This window comes from Chromobacterium haemolyticum DSM 19808 (assembly GCF_000711885.1).
Lineage (GTDB): Bacteria > Pseudomonadota > Gammaproteobacteria > Burkholderiales > Chromobacteriaceae > Chromobacterium > Chromobacterium haemolyticum.
This window is the reverse complement of record NZ_KL543996.1, coordinates 96,645-112,719: the sequence shown is the minus strand read 5'-3', so window position 1 is coordinate 112,719 and position 16,075 is coordinate 96,645. Positions and strand designations below refer to the sequence as shown.

Below are 16,075 nucleotides of genomic sequence, written 5' to 3'. Positions count from 1 at the left end.
CAAAAGCTTTTAGACCCGGTTTACGATCTCGCGAACTAAGGCGAGACAAGGCGAAAACAACTGAGAAAGCGGAGTGTACACACGGTACAGAAGCATTTCGAAGCGGTACTCGCCATGTCACGTCACACAACGCGCGGCAGATCGTAAACAGGTTCTTACAAGCCTAATCGCTGCCAAACCGTGGACACCAGCCCCGCCTGATTCAGCGTGTAGAAATGCAGGCCCGGCGCGCCGTGCTGCAGCAAGCGGTCGCACAACTCGGTGACCACGTCCAGGCCCAGCGCGCGAATGGACGCGCTGTCGTCGTAATAAGCCTGCATGCGCTGGCGCAGCCAGCGCGGCACTTCCGCGCCGCACATGTCGGAAAAACGACACAGTTGCCCGAAGTTGGAGATCGGCATGATGCCCGGAACGATGGGAATATTCACGCCCCTGGCCTGAACTTCGTCGACGAAACGGAAATAGGCGTCGGCGTTGAAAAAATACTGAGTCATCGCCGAGTTGGCGCCGGCATGGACCTTGCGCACGAAGTTGTTGAGGTCGTCCTCGGCCGAGCGCGCCTGTGGATGGAATTCCGGATAGGCCGCTACTTCGATGTGGAAATGATCGCCGTGCTCGGCGCGGATGAACTCCACCAGCTCGTTGGCGTAACGAAACTCGCCGGCCGCCACCATGCCGGACGGGATGTCGCCACGCAAGGCGACGATATGTCGGATGCCGTTGTTGCGGTATTCGTTGAGGATGGCCCCGATATTCTCGCGGGTGGAACCGATGCAGGACAGGTGCGGCGCGGCGGCGTGGCCTTCACTGCGGATTTCCAGCACTGTCGCCAGCGTCCCGTCGCGGGTGGTGCCGCCGGCGCCAAAGGTGACGGAGAAAAACTGCGGCTTGAATTGAGCCAATTGCTGGCGCGTGGTGCGCAGCTTGGCAATCCCTTCCGGGGTTTTGGGCGGAAAGAATTCGAAACTGAAGGTTCGGCTCTGTGCTGTCATGATCTCTCTGTATCTCCCAACGGGAGACTCCTTTGTTTTTATATAGGATGACCGCGGTCCGCGGCGGCGGACAAGAAAAAACGGACAGCACCATTCTAATAGCCCTGTCCGTTTTTCTATCGTTATAAAAATCAATAACGATAGTGATCCGGCTTATAAGGGCCTTGCTTGGGCACGCTGATGTAGGCGGCCTGCTCGTCGGACAGCTCGGTCAGCCGGGCGCCGATGCGGGCCAGATGCAGGCGCGCCACCTTCTCGTCCAGATGTTTGGGCAGCACATACACCTGCTTGCCGTATTGCTGGCCGTTGGCGAAAATTTCCACCTGCGCCAGCACTTGGTTGGTGAAGGAATTGGACATCACGAAGCTGGGGTGGCCGGTGGCGCAGCCCAAGTTGACCAGGCGGCCTTCGGCCAACAGGATCACCCGTTTTCCGTCCGGGAAGATGATGTGGTCCACCTGCGGCTTGATATTGTCCCACTGGTACTGGCGCAGGCTGGCAACCTCGATCTCACTGTCGAAATGGCCGATATTGCAGACGATGGCGTTATTGCGCATCTTCTTCATGTGTTCGTGAGTGATCACGCCTACATTGCCGGTGGCGGTGACAAAGATGTCGGCCTGATCGGCCACCTCGTCCATGCGCACCACGCGGTAGCCTTCCATCGCCGCTTGCAGCGCGCAAATCGGGTCCACCTCGGTCACCCACACCGTGGCGCCCAGGCCGCGCAGGCTCTGCGCGCACCCCTTGCCCACGTCGCCGTAACCCAGCACCACCGCCACCTTGCCGGCCACCATCACGTCGGTGGCGCGCTTGATGCCGTCCACCAGCGATTCGCGGCAGCCGTAGAGATTGTCGAACTTGGACTTGGTCACCGAATCGTTGACGTTGAAGGCCGGGAACGGCAAGCGGCCTTCCTTCTCCAGCTGGTACAGGCGATGCACGCCGGTGGTGGTTTCCTCGGTCACGCCCTTGATGTGCTTGAGCCGCTTGGAGTACCACTGCGGATCTTTCTGCAAATAGCGGGCAATGGCGGCGAACAGCGCTGTCTCTTCCTCGTTGGACGGATGGCTGATCACCCCGCGATCGGTTTCCGCCTTGCTGCCCAGCATCAGCAGCAAGGTGGCGTCGCCGCCGTCGTCCAGAATCATATTGGCCGGCTCATGCTCCGGCCATTCGAAGATCTTGTGGCTGAACTCCCAATACTCGTCCAGGCTCTCGCCCTTGAAGGCGAACACCGGGATGCCGGCCGCGGCGATGGCGGCGGCGGCGTGGTCCTGGGTGGAGAAGATATTGCAAGAGGCCCAGCGCACTTCCGCGCCCAGCGCCACCAGGGTTTCAATCAAAACCCCGGTCTGGATCGTCATGTGCAGACTACCGGCAATACGCGCGCCGCGTAGCGGCTGGCTATGCCGGTGCTCATCGCGCAAGGCCATCAGGCCCGGCATCTCGGTTTCGGCAATCGCCAGTTCCTTGCGGCCCCAGGCGGACAAATTAATATCGGCAACATGAAAATCGGTGAAATCAGCCATCGCGAGCATTCCTTAGTTCACGCAGCCGGCCAGGATGCGGCTCACCCGCTCCCGTGCCCGGCACGGTTTTGATCAGGTGAGCGCCGTTGAAACGGGAGCGGCCCGAGCCTGGGGATGGATCATCCTCGCAGCGCCCCTCGGGCCGACCGGCCGCCGGCGGCGTGGACACGCGGACGGCGACGTTTCGATTATACCTATGCCGCTCGGAAAAGGTAGGAGTCTGCATGCCAAGAAGATACACTACCGGCTTGCCGATTCATCGTCGCCCCATGACTTTCGACTTCACCCCGCTGGCCGCCCTGTCCGGGATCGCCGCGCTGATTTCAACCGCTATCGCCGCCATTGCCTGGTATCGCCGCCAGTTTCCTGGCGTGCGGTGGCTGGCGCTGCTGATGAGTTCGGTGGCGTTCTGGGCCGCCGGCGCCATGTGCGAGCTGGCCGCCGCCAGCCTGTCCGCCAAAATCGCCTGGTCCAAGCTGGAATACCTCGGCACGCTGAGCACGCCGGTGCTGTTCCTGCTGCTGGCGCTGGACTACAACCGCATTCAGCTGAGCCGGCGCTGGTTGGCGGCGCTGTTCGCCCTGCCCTTGCTCTGCTTCGTCCTGGCGCTCAGCAACGAAAGCCACCACCTGGTGTGGACCAGTTACCGGCCCAGCCCCTCCGGCTACAACCTCCTGGTCTATGGGCACGGCCCGGCATTCTGGGTCGGCGTCGCCGGCTACTCCTACCTGATGATGCTGATCGGCTCGTTGATGCTGATCCGCGCGCTGCATTACTACCCGGCCCACTTCCGCGGCCAGTCCATCGTTCTGATGGCCAGCGCCTGCGCGCCCTGGCTGGGCAACATCCTCTACCTGAGCAGCGCCATGCCCTTGCAGGGCCTGGATCCTACACCTCTGGCCTTCACCATCACCGGCCTGGTGTTCGCGCTGGACCTGCTCTACCTGCGCCTGCTCTACCTGGTGCCGGTGGCCCGCGCGCGCTCCTTCGAAGCCATGGGAGACGGAGTGCTGGTGATAGACGACAAGTTCCGCATCCTGGACCTCAACCCGGCCGCCGCACGGCTGCTGGGCCGCCCCAGCCGCTTGCTACTGGGCCAGGCCTTGCCGGCGGACTGGCCCAGGGAACAGATTCTGAAAGGGCGAGACGCATCGCTGGAGCTATCCTTGCAAGACGGCGCGCGCATTCTGGACCTGCGCGTGTATCCGATCGCTCATCACCCTCAGCCTCACTCCAGCCGCATGCTGGTGGCGCGCGACATCACTGAGCGGCGCCGGGCCGAGGAAGCGCTGCGCGGCGCCAATCAGACCCTGGCCTTGCGCATCGCCGAAATCGAAGCACTGCAGGCGGCGTTGCGCGAACAGGCCTTGCGCGACCCGCTGACCGGTTTATACAACCGCCGTTATCTGGACGACACCTTCGCCCGCGAGCTGAGCCGCGCCCGCAGCGAGGGCGCGCCGCTCAGCATTGCGCTGATAGATCTGGACGATTTCAAACGCATCAACGACAGCTTCGGCCATTACTTCGGCGACGAAGTATTGCGCCGTTTGTCAGCGCTGCTGGCCGAAGACGGCCACCACGGCGACATCCTCTGCCGTCTGGGCGGCGAGGAGTTCCTGGTGCTGATGCCCGGCGCCGACGGCGAGCAGGCCCTGCGTCGCGCCGAGACCTGGCGCGCCGCCTTTCAACGGCTGCCGCACGGCGCTGGAGACGACAGTTTCTGCGCCACCTTCTCCTGCGGCCTGGCCGCCTTCCCATTGCACGCGGACAGCCCCGCCTCGCTGTACCAAGCCGCGGACCGGGCCCTGTACGCGGTCAAGGCCGGCGGCAAGAATGCCTGCCGCCTGAGCGCGGCCCTCTAAAACGCATTGACGATCTTGCGTGCTAGAACGAGGCGAGGCGGAAACAGCTGTAAAAGCGGAATGTACACACGGTACATGAGCATTTTGAAGGTGCACTCACCGAGCCACGTTTCACGACGCGTAGCAGATCATGAACAGCTTCTAAAAAGAAACGAAAAAACGCCTGTCCGTGGACAGGCGTTTCTTGGCATGAAGCCCAGCGAGGCTTACAGGCCGGCGTCGGCGCGCAGCGCCTCCACCTTGTCGGTGCGCTCCCAGCTGAATTCCGGCTCTTCGCGGCCAAAGTGGCCGTAAGCGGCGGTCTTGCTGTAGATCGGGCGCAGCAGATCCAGCATCTGGATAATGCCTTTGGGACGCAGGTCGAAGTGCTTTTTCACCAACTCCACGATCTTCTCATTCGGAATCGAGTTGGTGCCGAAGGTGTCCACCGCAATGGAGGTCGGCTCGGCCACGCCGATGGCGTAGGAAACCTGGATCTGGCACTGGCGTGCCAGGCCCGCGGCAACGATGTTCTTCGCCACGTAGCGGCCGGCATAGGCGGCGGAACGGTCCACTTTGGACGGATCCTTGCCGGAGAAAGCGCCGCCGCCGTGCGGCGCCGCGCCGCCATAGGTGTCGACGATGATCTTGCGGCCGGTCAGGCCGCAATCGCCCATCGGGCCGCCAATCACGAAACGGCCGGTCGGGTTGATCAGGAATTTGGTTTCCGGGGTAATCATCTCCGGCGGCAGCACCGGCTTGATGATGTCCTCGATCACCGCCTCGGTCAGCGTCTTGTGATCGATTTCCGGGGTGTGCTGGGTGGACAGCACCACGGTGTCGATGCGCTTGGGCAGGCCGGTGGCGCCGTCGTATACGCAAGTGATCTGGCTCTTGGCGTCCGGACGCAGCCACGGCAGGCGGCCGTCCTTGCGCAACTCGGCCTGACGCTGCACCAAGCGGTGCGCGTAGTAGATCGGGAACGGCATCAGCGTCGGCGTTTCGTCGCAAGCGTAGCCGAACATCAGGCCCTGGTCGCCGGCGCCCTGGTTCAAATCCAGGCCTTCGCCTTCATTGACGCCTTGGGCGATGTCCTGCGACTGCTTGTCGTAGCAAGCCATCACCGCGCAACCGCGGAAGTCGAAGCCCAGCGCGGAATCGTCGTAACCGATGCGCTTGATGGTCTCGCGGGCGATCTTGATGTAGTCGATATTGGCGCTGGTGGTGATTTCGCCGGCCAGCACGACCAGGCCGGTGTTCACCAGGGTCTCGGCGGCGACGCGCGCGTGCTTGTCCTCGCGCAGAATGGCGTCAAGGATGGCGTCGGAGATCTGATCGGCGACTTTGTCCGGGTGCCCTTCCGACACCGACTCAGATGTAAACAGATATTCGCTCATTTATTATTCGTTCCCGAAAAATGCAAAACCTTGTGATGATAAAATAGGTCGCTTTAAGACCAAGACTGAGCTTCATATGTCTAAGCTAGTCCATTTATTGCTGTCTTTCCTGGCGCACCTGCCTTTATCCTGGCTACAAGGCCTAGGTGCCGTTCTTGGACGACTGACTTATCATGCGTCCCCCCGCTACAGAGCACGGCTCCGGGAGAACCTAAGTTCTAGTAAAATCTGTGGAAATTATCAGCTTTTACCGCGTTTAGTCAAACAAAGCGCCGCGGAAACCGGCAAGGGCGCGCTGGAACTGGCCATCGCCTGGTGCCGCGAGCCGGACGACATCGCCGCCATGGTCAAGTCGTGCACCGGCTGGGAGCACGTCGAGGCGGCATTGGCCAAAGGCCACGGCATCGTCTTCGTCACCCCGCACCTGGGCAGCTACGACATCGCCGGCCGCTATATCAGCTCGCGGCTGCCGTTTCCGCTGACCGCGATGTACCGCCCTCCCAAGCTCTCCTGGCTGGAACCGGTGATGCAGGCCGGCCGCGCCCGCGGCAAGGGCAAGACCGCGCCGGCCACCGGCGCCGGAGTGCGCGTGCTTATGAAAGCGCTGAAATCCGGCGAAGCCACCATCATCCTTCCGGATCAAGTGCCCGGCAACGGCGAAGGCGTGTGGGCGCCGTTCTTCGAGCGTCCGGCCTACACCATGACTCTGGTGCCGCGGCTGGCTCAGATCAGCGGCGTGGAGACGCTGTTCTTCGTCGGCGAGAGACTGTCTTGCGGCCAAGGCTTCCGCGTTCACATCGAACCGCCCGCGCAAGCGTTCAGCGGCGATAAGGAGCAGGACGCCGCTCAGCTCAACGCCCAGGTAGAGGCGCTGATTCGCCGCTTCCCCAGCCAATACCTGTGGAGCTATAACCGCTATAAATGCCCGCCTGGCGTCAGCCGGCCGGACACGCAATAACAGAGAGGCTCGGAACACTCTCGCCCAGGACGCGCGGCGGGTTGTTCGAGCTTCTCGACAAGGAAACCTATGAAACTCGCTTTTTCCCTGCTGTGGTTGATCCGCCTGCTGCCGATGTGGGCGATCGGCCTGCTGGCCCGCGGCCTGGGCAATATCGCCTACTGCCTGGCACATGGCCGCCGCCGCGTCGGCATGATCAATCTGAGGCTATGCTTCCCCGACATGCCGTTGGCGGAACGCCGCCGGCTGATCCGCCGCAATTTCCAGCACATGATACGCATGGTGCTTGAGTACGGCGTGGTCTGGTGGAGTTCGGCCGCTCGCATCGACAAGCTGGTCGAGATCAAAAACCTGCACTACGTCACCGAGCTGCGCGAGCGCGGCGAAGACGTGATCCTGTTTTACCCCCACTTCGTCGGTTTCGAAATGTGCGTGTATTCGCTGAACCAGCACATCCCGTTGGTTAGCGTCTACTCCCACCAGAAGAACGAAGCTCTGGACCGCCAAATCTATAAAGGCCGCCAGCGCTACGACAACGCCTACATCGTGTCTCGTCAGGAAGGCCTGCGCCCCATCATCAAGGCAATGCGCAAGGACCACGCCCCCTTCCTCTACTTGCCTGATCAAGACTTTGGGGTGCGCGACTCGGTATTCGTCGACTTCTTCGGCGTCAAGGCCGCCACCATCACCGGCCTGTCCCGCATCAGCAAGCTGGCGCGCGCCAAAGTCGTCCCGGCCATCGCCCGCCGGGTGGGCAACCGCTTTGAGCTGGAGTTCTACCCGCCTTGGGACGACTACCCCAGCGAGGACGTCGAAGCGGACACCCGCCGCATGAACGCCTTCCTGGAACAACGCGTTCGCGAAATCCCGGACCAGTACTTCTGGCTGCATAAGCGCTTCAAAAGCCGGCCGCAGGGTGAGGCCCGCTTTTACTAAAGAACCTGTTTACGATCTGCTGCGCGTCGGCGATACCGTAAACATGTTCTAAGCAAGGCGCCCAAAGCGGCGCCTTTTTCAATCAGACGCTAGTGTCTGCAAAGACGTCCGCCAACGAGAAGATGGCCGCCTGCCGCTGCCGGCTGTCGATCTGCGGCTCCACTCCGTACCGCAATGCCGGTCCAAGGCCGCCCTGTCCGGCCAGGTTTAGATGAAGACGAAATGGCCTGAGTCTTTCTGATCGATGAACAGCTCATAGCGGATGCAGTCCGGCTCTTGCCGCGCCTTCTCCACCAAATTCGCGATACAGCGGCTCCACCTCAGCCACGCGGTCCAGCGGGGTGAAGTCCCGAGCAATCACCTTCGCTCCCCTCTTCTTATTGCGCGGCCAGAGGGGCTCCGCGCCCGCTTCCCCCCAAAAAAACAGCGCGGACGGGGTTTCCCCCATCCGCGCCGATACTGCTCGCCCTGCCCGCTGTTAACCGCGTCGCCGCCAGAAGTAACGATAGACGTAACCCGGAAACGCGAACACCAGGAACAACGACAAGGTCGTCACGTAGAACTGCCAATTCTGCGGCTGCACCGGCATCAACCGGCTTTCCAGCAGGTAGGCGAAGCCGCCCACCAGCAGATACAGCGCCATCAGTTCCAGAAAGCGCCAGCCAAAATGCTTATTGGCCACTTTCCACACGCCGCCCACTTTCTGGGTCAAGAACGGCAGGTTGGCCGCCGCCAAGGCGATGATCAGCAAAGCGATGACGCTGGATTGCATGGTATGGCAGCCTTAAATCACGGTAAGCGATTGACGCACGACTTGCAGGCACAACTCCAGCGCGCGCTCCGGCAGCAGGCCGATGACGAGCAAGGCCAGCGCGTTCAGCGACAGCACCAGCTTCATATCGCCGCGCACCACGATATCGCTGCGGTCTTCGGCATCGTCGAAGTACATGGTCTTGACCACGCGCAGGTAGTAGAACGCGCCGATCACCGACATCAGCACCGCGAAGATGGCCAGCTTGATCATGCCGATATCCACGATAGCCTTGATCACCGCGAACTTGGCGTAGAAGCCCACCAGCGGCGGAATGCCGGCCATGGAGAACATGGTCAGCAGCATCAGCAGCGCATACCAGCTGTTGCGGCTGTTCAGGCCCTTCAGATCCTCAACCTTCTCGCACTCGAAACCGGCGCGCGAGAGGGCCAGCAGCATTCCGAAGCTGACCAGCGACATCAGCACATAGCTCAGCGCGTAGAACAGCGCCGCCGAGTAGCCCACCTTGGTGCCCGCAAGGACGCCCAAGAGCAGAAAGCCCATGTGCGAGATCGTCGAGTAAGCCAGCATCCGTTTGATGTTGGTCTGCACGATAGCGGTTACGTTGCCGATCGCCATCGACAGCGCGGACACGATCACCAGCATCAGTTGCCAGTCCGCCACCAGCGCGTCCAGGCCCTGAGCCAGGATGCGCAGCGTGAAGACGAAGGCCGCCAGCTTGGGGGCCGCGCCCACCATCAGCGTCACCGAAGTCGGCGCGCCGTGGTAAACGTCCGGCACCCACATGTGGAACGGCACAGCGCCCAGCTTGAAGGACAGGCCGGCCACGATGAACACCAGACCGAAGACCAGCAGCACGTCGTTGGCCTTATGCGCGGCGATGGACTTGGCTACCGTCGCCAGTTCCAGCGAACCAGTGGCGCCGTAGACCATGGAAATGCCGTAGAGCAGCAGACCGGAGGCCAGCGCGCCCAGCACGAAGTACTTCATCGCCGCTTCGGTGGCCTTCACGGACTCGCGCTGCAGAGCGATCAGCGAGTACAGCGCCAGCGAGAGCAGTTCCAGGCCCATATACAGGGTCAGGAAATGCGAAGCCGACACCATCAGGTTCATGCCCAGCAAAGCGAACAGCGCCAGCGAAAAATACTCGCCCTTGAACAGCTGACGATCAGCAGTGTACTGCCGGCTGTAGATCAGCACGATGGCGGTCACAGCGTACATGGCCAGCTTGACCACGCCGCCCATCGGATCCGCGACGAACATGCCGGAGAAAGTCACGACCGGCTGCGAAGAGAAAGTCATCACCTGCGCCACCGCCGCGCCCAAGAGGGTCAGCAGGGTCAGGCCCAGGGTGATGCCGCGCTTTTCGTCCGAAACGAACAGGTCCGCCATCAGCACGAACAGGATCGCGCCGGCGAGGAACATCTCGGGGATTGCCGGTATCAGGTTGAGATCAGCCCAATTCATTGTTTCCATTCCTTCCGCGCTTACAGCTTGCTCTGCGAGACATGCAGGATCAGGTCATTGACCGACAGGTGCATTTTCTCGACGAAGGCTTGCGGATACAGGCCCATGCCCAGCACCGCGATGGCCAGGATGGCCAGCACCAGGAATTCGCGCTTGTTGACGTCGGACAGCTCCGCCACATGGCTGTTGCCCACATCGCCGAAGATCACGCGCTTGTACATCCACAAGGTATAGGCCGCGCCGAAGATCAGCGTGGTGGCGGCCAAGGCTGCGTACCAGAAGTTCACCTGCACCGCGCCCATGATCACCATGAACTCGCCGACGAAGCCGGAGGTGGCCGGCAGACCGGAGTTGGCCATGGCGAACAGCATCATGAAGGCCGCGAAGATCGGCATCTTGTTGGCCACGCCGCCGTAGTCGGCGATATTGCGGCTGTGCACGCGGTCGTACATCACGCCGATGCAGAAGAACATCGCGGCGGACACGAAGCCGTGGGACACCATCTGCACCAGCGCGCCTTCAACCGCCCACTGGTTCAGTTCGGAACCGGTGAACAGGAACAGACCCAGGGTGACGAAGCCCATGTGCGAAATAGACGAATAAGCCACCAGCTTCTTCATGTCGGACTGCACCAGCGCCACCAGACCGATGTAAACCACCGCCACCAGCGACAGCGCCACCATCACGCCGGACAGCTCGCGCGCGGCGTCGGGGAGGATGGGCAGCACGAACCGCAGGAAGCCGTAGGCGCCGATCTTCAGCGTGATCGCGGCCAGCACCATGGAGCCGCCGGTAGGCGCTTCCACGTGGGCGTCCGGCAACCAGGTGTGCACCGGCCACATCGGCACCTTCACCGCGAAGGACAGGAAGAAGGCGACGAAGAGCAGGATCTGCACCGTCAGCGGGATCTTGGCGATGTCGTGGAAAGCCTGGATGTCGAAGGACTTGCCGGCCTGGAAGTACAGGTAGATCAAGGCCACCAGCATCAGCAGCGAGCCCAGCAGGGTGTAAAGGAAGAACTTGATCGACGCGTACACGCGACGCGGGCCGCCCCAGACGCCGATGATCAGATACATCGGAATCAGCATGCCTTCAAAGAAGACATAGAACAGGATAGCGTCCAACGCGGCGAAAGCGCCGTTGATCAAGCCGGACATGATCAGGAAGGCGGCCATGTACTGCGACACGCGCTTCTGGATCACCTGCCAGCCGGCCACCACCACCAGCAGAGTGGTGAAGCTGTTGAGCACCACGAACAGCATCGAGATGCCGTCCACGCCCAAGTGGTAGTTGATGCCGAGGGACTCAATCCACGGCTTCATCTCGACGAACTGCATGCCGCCGCTGAGATTGTTGAATTCAGTGAACAGCGGCAGCGACAGCAGGAAGCCCGCCAGGGCCCCCGCCGCGGCCAGCCAGCGCGCCAGCGTGGCCCGCTGATCGCCCCCGGTTGCCAGCACCAGCAACCCGGCCGCTATCGGGGCCCAGATCACCAGAGTCAATAGATTTGTGAACATAGTCAAACCCAAGTTGTTATTCCAATCCCGGAGTCCGGGCTCAACGCCAGATCAGCGGCCAGAACCACATCGTCATCAGCGCCAGCACCCCGATGATCATCGCGGTGGCGTAGCTGTAGATGAAGCCGGTTTGCGCGCGGCGGATGAAGCCGGAGAACGTCGCCACCAGCTTGGCGGTGCCGTTCACTACCAGACCATCGATCAGCAACATGTCGCCCACCTTCCAGAAGAAGGTGCCCAGAGCCCGAGAGCCCTTGGCGAACACGGCGAAGTAGATCTCGTCCAGGTAGTACTTGTTTTCCAGGACCTTGTTCACCAGGCTGAACTTCTGCTTGATGGCGGCCGGAATCTGCGGCGCCTTCATATAGAAGAACCAGGCGGTGGCCACGCCGGCCAGCGCCAGCCACAGCGGCAGCGTGCTCAGCGAATGCACGCCCATGGCGGCGGCGCCATGGAACTCGCGGGCGATCTCTTCCATCGCCGGATGCAGTTCATGGTTGACGGTGATCACGCCCTTGAAGAAGTCGCCGTACAGCAGCGGCTCGATCGCGAAGTAACCCACCAGCACCGACGGAATCGCCAGCAGCACCAGCGGCAGGGTCACCACCCACGGCGACTCGTGCGGCTTATCGTTCGGGCCCAGGCCATGGTGATGATCGTGATCGTCATGGCCATGGTCGTGATGATCGTCCTTCTTCTCCATCCAGCGCTCCTTGCCATGGAAGACCAGGAAGTACATGCGGAAGGAGTAGAAGGCGGTCACGAACACACCGGCGATCACCGCGAAGTAGGCGAAACCGGCCGCGGACAGATTGGACGCGTGCACCGCCTCGATGATGGAGTCCTTGGAGTAGAAGCCGGAGAAGAACGGCGTGCCGATCAAGGCCAGCGAACCCAAGAGCGAAGTCAGCCAGGTGATGGGCATGTACTTGCGCAGGCCGCCCATATTGCGCATGTCCTGATCGTGATGCATGCCGATGATCACCGAACCCGCAGCCAGGAACAGCAGCGCCTTGAAGAAGGCGTGGGTCATCACATGGAACATCGCCACCGAGTAGGCCGAGGCGCCCAGCGCCACGGTCATGTAACCCAGTTGCGACAGCGTGGAGTAAGCCACCACGCGCTTGATGTCGTTCTGGACGATGCCGAGGAAGCCCATGAACAGCGCGGTGATGGAGCCGGCGACCATGATCACGTTCAGCGCGGTGTCGGACAGCTCGAACAGCGGGCTCATCCGCGACACCATGAAGATGCCGGCGGTCACCATGGTGGCCGCGTGGATCAGCGCCGAGATCGGGGTCGGGCCTTCCATCGAATCCGGCAGCCACACGTGCAGCGGGAACTGCGCCGATTTGCCCATCGCGCCGATGAACAGCAGGATGCAGGTCACGCTCAGCAGCGACCACTCGGTGCCCGGAATCAGGCTGATGGTCTTGCTGGCCAGCGCCGGAGCAGCGGCGAACACATCGCTGTAGTTCAGCGAGCCGCCGAAATAGGCCAGCACCAGGCCGATGCCCAGCAGGAAGCCGAAGTCGCCGACGCGGTTGACCAGGAAAGCCTTCAGGTTGGCGAAGATCGCGGTCGGACGCTTGAACCAGAAGCCGATCAGCAGGTAGGACACCAGGCCCACCGCTTCCCAACCGAAGAACAGCTGGATGAAGTTGTTGCTCATCACCAGCATCAGCATCGAGAAGGTAAACAGCGAGATATAGCTGAAGAAGCGCTGATAGCCCGGATCTTCCTGCATGTAGCCGATGGTGTAAATGTGCACCATCAGCGACACGCTGGTGACCACCACCAGCATCATCGCGGTCAGCGAATCCACCAGGAAGCCCACCGAGAACTCGTAGCCTCCCACTGTCAGCCAGGTGTAAACCGGACCGTTGAACACTTCAGCCTGCCCGGTCAGGAAGGCGTGAAGCACCTTGAGCGACAGCGCGGCGGACAGCGCCACGCCGGCTATCGTCACGACGTGCGAAGCGCGCCGGCCGATGGCCCATCCAAATAGGCCTGCAATGATGGAACCCGCCAGCGGGGCGAGTGCAATCAGCAGGTATAAGCTCTTCATATCCATGCTTGTGTGCTTTGTGTAGGTTCCGGTTTGCCTTAGCCTTTGAGGCTGCCCAAGTCTTCAACGTTGATGGTGCGCAGATTGCGGAACAGCACCACCAGAATGGCGAGACCGATCGCGGCTTCGGCCGCAGCCACCGTCAGGATGAAGAATACGAAGATCTGGCCCGCCGTATCCGACAGGTAATGCGAGAACGCGATGAAATTGAAGTTCACCGCGAGCAGCATCAGCTCGATGGCCATCAGCAGCACGATCAGATTTTTCCGGTTCAGGAAAACGCCTAGCACGCCGATGGCAAACAGGATTGCGGCCAGCACCAGGAAGTGAGTCAGTGTCAGCACATTTCCTCCCTTATGTTGATTGGCCGTCAGGCCTGTTGCTTACCGGATTCGGCCTCGGAGGCCTCCTCCACCGTGGATTCTTCAGCAGGCTGTTCGGCCTGCATTTTCACCAGTCGCACGCGGTCGTTGCGCTTGACCTTGACCTGCAGCGCCGGATCGATCGCCTTGGTGTCCTTACGGCTGCGCATGGTCAGGCCGATGGCGGCCACCATGGCCAGCAGCAGCACCACCGCCGCCACTTCGAAAGGCAGCAGATAAGTGGTGTACAGCTGACGCCCCAGCACTTTGACGTTGCTGAAGTCGGCCGCCAGCGGCGCGGCGGCCTGGTAGGCGTCAAGCCTGGCGCTGGGGCTGGCCAGAATCATCGCCATTTCAAACACCATGATGATGCCGACGGCGGCCGCGACCGGAAGATTCTTCCAGAAGCCCTCGCGCAGTTTCTCGATGTTGATGTCCAGCATCATCACCACAAACAGGAACAACACCATCACCGCGCCCACATACACCACCACGAGGGTGATGGCCAGGAACTCGGCCTCCATCAGCAGCCACAGACCGGCGCTGTTGAAGAAGGCCAGCACCAGGAACAGTGCGGCGTGAATCGGGTTCTTGGCCGTCACCACGCGGATACCCGCGAACACCAGGATGGCGGACAGAACATAGAAGACAAACATTGTGAAGTTCATGACCCCCCCTTAGCGATACTTGGCGTCGGCCGCCTTGTTGGCGGCGATCTCGGCTTCGTACTTGTCGCCGATCGCCAGCAGCATCGGCTTGGTGTAGTACAGATCGCCACGTTTTTCGCCGTGGTATTCGAAGATGTGGGTTTCCACGATGGCGTCCACCGGACAGGCTTCCTCGCAGAAGCCGCAGAAGATGCACTTGGTCAGATCGATGTCGTAGCGCGTGGTGCGGCGGGTGCCGTCATCGCGCTGTTCGGACTCGATGCTGATCGCCATCGCCGGGCACACCGCCTCGCACAGCTTGCAGGCGATGCAGCGTTCTTCGCCGTTGGCGTAGCGGCGCTGAGCGTGCAGGCCGCGGAAGCGCGGCGAAATCGGCGTCTTCTCTTCGGGGAACTGAACCGTGATCTTGCGGGCGAAGAAGTAGCGGCCAGTGACCATCAGGCCCTTGACCAGCTCCACCAGCAGGAAGGTCTTGAAAAAGTTTCGGATCGAATTCATCTTTTCACCTATCCCCGTCTCAGTGCCACAAGGACAGCGGGGTCATCATCCAGACGCCCACCACCAGGATCCACACCAGGGTCACCGGGATGAACACCTTCCAGCCCAGACGCATGATTTGGTCATAGCGATAACGCGGGAAGGTGGCGCGGAACCACAGGAAGCAGAACAGCACCATGGCTACCTTGAGCGCCAGCCAGAAGAAACCGCCCGCGCCCAGAATGCCCCAGGACGCCGGGAACGGCGACAGCCAGCCGCCGAGGAACAGCAGCGAGGTCAGCGCGGCAACCAGAATCATGTTGGCGTATTCGGCCAGGAAGAAGATGGCGAAGGCCATGCCCGAGTACTCAACGTGGAAACCGGCCACGATCTCGGATTCGCCCTCGGCCACGTCAAACGGCGCGCGGTTGGTTTCGGCCACGCCGGAAATCAGGTAGACCACGAACAGCGGGAACAGCGGCAGCCAGTTCCACGACAGCACGGAACCGCCCGCCATGCCCTGCCCTTGCTGCTGGACGATCTCCACCAGGTTCAGGCTGCTGGACACCATCAGCACGCCGATCAGCGCGAAGCCCATCGCCAGTTCGTAAGACACGATCTGAGCGGCGGAACGCATGGCGCCGAGGAAGGAGTACTTGGAGTTGCCCGCCCAGCCGGCGATGATCACGCCGTAAACCCCCATCGAGGTCAGCGCCAGGATGTAGAGCAGCGAGGCGTTGACGTTGGCCAGCACCAGCTTGTCGGTGAAGGGAATCACCGCCCAGGCCGCCAACGCCGGAGCGATGGACAGCACCGGCGCCAGCAGGAACAGGCCCTTGCTGGAGTTGGTGGGCAGGATGATTTCCTTCATCAGCAGCTTGACCGCGTCGGCGATGGGCTGCAGCAGGCCCAGCGGGCCTACCCGGTTGGGGCCGATGCGGATCTGCATGAAGCCGATGACCTTGCGCTCGGCATAGGTCAGGTAGGCGACGCACAGCAGCATCGGCAATACGATGGCGATGATCTTCAACAGGGTCCAAACCACGAGCCCCGCGTCAGTGCCAAGAATACCTTGCAAGAACTCCATG

At 61.6% G+C, this 16,075-nt stretch carries 14 protein-coding genes and 1 riboswitch; of the genes, 3 read left to right on the top strand and 11 right to left on the bottom strand.

Going from position 1 to position 16,075, the window contains the following annotated elements:
* Positions 1-155: 155 nt before the first annotated feature.
* Positions 156-992 (bottom strand): methylenetetrahydrofolate reductase [NAD(P)H], encoded by an 837-nt coding sequence (gene metF / locus BR71_RS22005; RefSeq protein WP_043642207.1) that lies wholly within the window; start codon positions 990-992, stop codon positions 156-158.
* A 131-nt stretch (positions 993-1,123) separates the two neighbouring features.
* The gene (gene ahcY, locus BR71_RS22000; protein ID WP_043642204.1) at positions 1,124-2,533 is read right to left on the bottom strand and encodes an adenosylhomocysteinase; all 1,410 of its coding nucleotides are present in this window, start codon (positions 2,531-2,533) and stop codon (positions 1,124-1,126) included.
* A gap of 62 nt (positions 2,534-2,595) precedes the next feature.
* Positions 2,596-2,669, bottom strand: a riboswitch (S-adenosyl-L-homocysteine riboswitch).
* A 79-nt stretch (positions 2,670-2,748) separates the two neighbouring features.
* Between ahcY and BR71_RS21995 the strand changes: the two genes are divergently transcribed.
* Positions 2,749-4,386 (top strand): histidine kinase N-terminal 7TM domain-containing diguanylate cyclase, encoded by a 1,638-nt coding sequence (locus tag BR71_RS21995; RefSeq protein ID WP_081862786.1) that lies wholly within the window; start codon positions 2,749-2,751, stop codon positions 4,384-4,386.
* 206 nt (positions 4,387-4,592) lie between these two features.
* Here BR71_RS21995 and metK read toward each other — a convergent pair whose 3' ends face one another.
* Positions 4,593-5,762: a methionine adenosyltransferase gene (gene metK / locus BR71_RS21990; RefSeq protein ID WP_019101982.1), complete on the bottom strand. Its 1,170-nt coding sequence runs from the start codon at positions 5,760-5,762 to the stop codon at positions 4,593-4,595.
* 76 nt (positions 5,763-5,838) lie between these two features.
* Between metK and BR71_RS21985 the strand changes: the two genes are divergently transcribed.
* Both BR71_RS21985 and BR71_RS21980 read left to right on the top strand, forming a co-directional pair.
* Positions 5,839-6,720 (top strand): lysophospholipid acyltransferase family protein, encoded by an 882-nt coding sequence (locus BR71_RS21985; RefSeq protein WP_043642199.1) that lies wholly within the window; start codon positions 5,839-5,841, stop codon positions 6,718-6,720.
* Between the two features lie 69 nt (positions 6,721-6,789).
* Positions 6,790-7,656 (top strand): lipid A biosynthesis lauroyl acyltransferase, encoded by an 867-nt coding sequence (locus tag BR71_RS21980; protein ID WP_043642195.1) that lies wholly within the window; start codon positions 6,790-6,792, stop codon positions 7,654-7,656.
* Positions 7,657-8,134: 478 nt separating this feature from the next.
* Here the strand turns inward: BR71_RS21980 and BR71_RS21970 are convergent, their stop codons facing one another.
* The 8 genes from BR71_RS21970 to nuoH are packed head-to-tail and all read right to left on the bottom strand — an operon-like array spanning position 8,135 to position 16,074.
* On the bottom strand, positions 8,135-8,428 hold the full coding sequence (locus tag BR71_RS21970) for a DUF2818 family protein (protein ID WP_043642191.1): 294 nt from the start codon (positions 8,426-8,428) through the stop codon (positions 8,135-8,137).
* Positions 8,429-8,440: 12 nt separating this feature from the next.
* Entirely contained in the window at positions 8,441-9,895 is a 1,455-nt protein-coding gene (gene nuoN, locus BR71_RS21965) for an NADH-quinone oxidoreductase subunit NuoN (protein ID WP_043590766.1), read from the bottom strand.
* A gap of 20 nt (positions 9,896-9,915) precedes the next feature.
* A complete protein-coding gene (locus BR71_RS21960; RefSeq protein WP_019103712.1) occupies positions 9,916-11,412 on the bottom strand; it encodes an NADH-quinone oxidoreductase subunit M in 1,497 nt (498 codons plus the stop codon).
* A gap of 40 nt (positions 11,413-11,452) precedes the next feature.
* The gene (gene nuoL, locus BR71_RS21955; RefSeq protein WP_043642189.1) at positions 11,453-13,486 is read right to left on the bottom strand and encodes an NADH-quinone oxidoreductase subunit L; all 2,034 of its coding nucleotides are present in this window, start codon (positions 13,484-13,486) and stop codon (positions 11,453-11,455) included.
* Between the two features lie 32 nt (positions 13,487-13,518).
* A complete protein-coding gene (nuoK, locus tag BR71_RS21950) occupies positions 13,519-13,824 on the bottom strand; it encodes an NADH-quinone oxidoreductase subunit NuoK (protein ID WP_019102195.1) in 306 nt (101 codons plus the stop codon).
* A 26-nt stretch (positions 13,825-13,850) separates the two neighbouring features.
* Positions 13,851-14,510, bottom strand: coding sequence for an NADH-quinone oxidoreductase subunit J (locus tag BR71_RS21945; protein WP_039755352.1), 660 nt, complete (start codon positions 14,508-14,510; stop codon positions 13,851-13,853).
* A gap of 9 nt (positions 14,511-14,519) precedes the next feature.
* Positions 14,520-14,999: an NADH-quinone oxidoreductase subunit NuoI gene (nuoI, locus tag BR71_RS21940; RefSeq protein ID WP_196783887.1), complete on the bottom strand. Its 480-nt coding sequence runs from the start codon at positions 14,997-14,999 to the stop codon at positions 14,520-14,522.
* 28 nt (positions 15,000-15,027) lie between these two features.
* The gene (nuoH, locus tag BR71_RS21935) at positions 15,028-16,074 is read right to left on the bottom strand and encodes an NADH-quinone oxidoreductase subunit NuoH (protein ID WP_043642185.1); all 1,047 of its coding nucleotides are present in this window, start codon (positions 16,072-16,074) and stop codon (positions 15,028-15,030) included.
* Between the last annotated feature and the right edge of the window lies 1 nt (position 16,075).

Excerpts from the sequence above, each read along its gene's own strand:
- BR71_RS21980 (WP_043642195.1), top strand. The coding sequence starts at position 6,790 with ATGAAACTCGCTTTTTCCCTGCTGTGGTTGATCCGCCTGCTGCCGATG.
- BR71_RS21960 (WP_019103712.1), bottom strand. The coding sequence starts at position 11,412 with ATGTTCACAAATCTATTGACTCTGGTGATCTGGGCCCCGATAGCGGCC.
- BR71_RS21995 (WP_081862786.1), top strand. The coding sequence starts at position 2,749 with ATGCCAAGAAGATACACTACCGGCTTGCCGATTCATCGTCGCCCCATG.
- nuoN (WP_043590766.1), bottom strand. The coding sequence starts at position 9,895 with ATGAATTGGGCTGATCTCAACCTGATACCGGCAATCCCCGAGATGTTC.
- BR71_RS21945 (WP_039755352.1), bottom strand. The coding sequence starts at position 14,510 with ATGAACTTCACAATGTTTGTCTTCTATGTTCTGTCCGCCATCCTGGTG.
- nuoL (WP_043642189.1), bottom strand. The coding sequence starts at position 13,486 with ATGGATATGAAGAGCTTATACCTGCTGATTGCACTCGCCCCGCTGGCG.
- BR71_RS21970 (WP_043642191.1), bottom strand. The coding sequence starts at position 8,428 with ATGCAATCCAGCGTCATCGCTTTGCTGATCATCGCCTTGGCGGCGGCC.
- nuoH (WP_043642185.1), bottom strand. The coding sequence starts at position 16,074 with ATGGAGTTCTTGCAAGGTATTCTTGGCACTGACGCGGGGCTCGTGGTT.
- metF (WP_043642207.1), bottom strand. The coding sequence starts at position 992 with ATGACAGCACAGAGCCGAACCTTCAGTTTCGAATTCTTTCCGCCCAAA.
- ahcY (WP_043642204.1), bottom strand. The coding sequence starts at position 2,533 with ATGCTCGCGATGGCTGATTTCACCGATTTTCATGTTGCCGATATTAAT.
- metK (WP_019101982.1), bottom strand. The coding sequence starts at position 5,762 with ATGAGCGAATATCTGTTTACATCTGAGTCGGTGTCGGAAGGGCACCCG.
- BR71_RS21985 (WP_043642199.1), top strand. The coding sequence starts at position 5,839 with ATGTCTAAGCTAGTCCATTTATTGCTGTCTTTCCTGGCGCACCTGCCT.